The organism is Ruminobacter amylophilus (assembly GCF_900115655.1).
Classification (GTDB): domain Bacteria; phylum Pseudomonadota; class Gammaproteobacteria; order Enterobacterales; family Succinivibrionaceae; genus Ruminobacter; species Ruminobacter amylophilus.
In genome coordinates this window covers 1-1,300 of record NZ_FOXF01000109.1, presented here as the reverse complement: position 1 = coordinate 1,300, position 1,300 = coordinate 1, and the positions used below count along the sequence as shown (strand labels likewise).

At 34.7% G+C, this 1,300-nt stretch carries 1 protein-coding gene; it reads right to left on the bottom strand.

The features are described 5' to 3' along the window. Positions 1–655 precede the first annotated feature (655 nt). Positions 656–901 carry an Lpp/OprI family alanine-zipper lipoprotein gene (locus BMY80_RS11970; RefSeq protein WP_093143973.1) on the bottom strand — a complete coding sequence of 82 codons (246 nt, stop codon included), beginning with the start codon at positions 899–901 and terminating at the stop codon, positions 656–658. Positions 902–1,300 lie beyond the last annotated feature (399 nt).

Here is a 1,300-nt window from a genome sequence, read left to right as displayed (position 1 = left end):
AATTCAGCGAGTGCCCACACAGATTGTCTAGATTCGTTTTTAAAGAACTTTTTGTTTTTCGCTGTGCTCAGCGAGTGATGTGTATTTTACTTTTTTCTTTAGATTCGTCAACACTTTTCTGAATATTTTTTTAAATATTGTGTATTTTGTTCATAATTTAAACAGATTTAACAAAAAAACTAATTGACATGGTCAGCAGCGCAATTAAATACCTCTGCAAAATAACAGCACACAGATGAATATATCATCTGTAGCCTCATGATAAACACTTTTACTTTGATTATACAAATTTACTTCAGAAAGAACTTGACATAAAGATCTGTCATAAGATTCACAATATCGGGAAACCAAATCTCGGCTGAACACCACTCCCGTTTTACCGGAAAATACGTTAACTCACCAGAATGCACAGCACCGTATGCACAGATGATTCATCTCAAAGAATTATCTCCGTGATAAACAAGAATGCTCAGATGAAACAGGATGAAAAAACCGAAGAACATGAATATCGTTGGCTCACAACAGATATGATGATATGGAGTTTGCTGACAGGATGACTGTAATATAGCGCGCCATACTCAAAATTTGAAATATCTACCCCAAAAAAATAAAGGGAGCAGAAGCTCCCTTTAATAACCATTCTTTAAGTAAAAAATTACTTCTTGTACTTGTTAGAAAGGTTGTCTAAACGTTCGTTAGCACGTACAGCTTCGTCGTAAGCAGCCTGAGCCTTTGAAGCAGTCTGAGCCTGGCTAGACTTTAAAGCTTCAACGTCGTTAGAAAGAGCTTCAACCTTGTTTGATAAAGCGTCAACCTTCTGGTTTAAAGCAGAAGTGTCAGAGCAACCAACTAAAGCAGCACCTAAAGCAACGGTACCTAATACAACTTGTAACTTGTTCATGAATTTCTCCAAAAATTACTATATGTAATGATAGAAACTTAACTCATCTATCACTTAACAATGTTGCATTATAAACAATATTAATATCAGTGTCACTAATTATTTTTGCTTAAAAACCGATCGACGTGCAGATAACCTTCATTGGAATAGAATTTTATTGAATAATATATAGATAAACTAGTATATAATCCCAAGTTTACCAAACAATTCAAAATATCACACTTTTACGAAGCAGAAGTTGTTTATAAAATTTTTTGTATCTTATTTTTAAGGCAGAAGTTTTGATTTCCACATACGAAAAGAGGGAGCTTTAAAAGCTCCCTCTAAATAAAAAATGCCTGGCAATGACCTACTCTCACATAGCGAATGCTACACTACCATCGGCGTGACCGCTTTTCA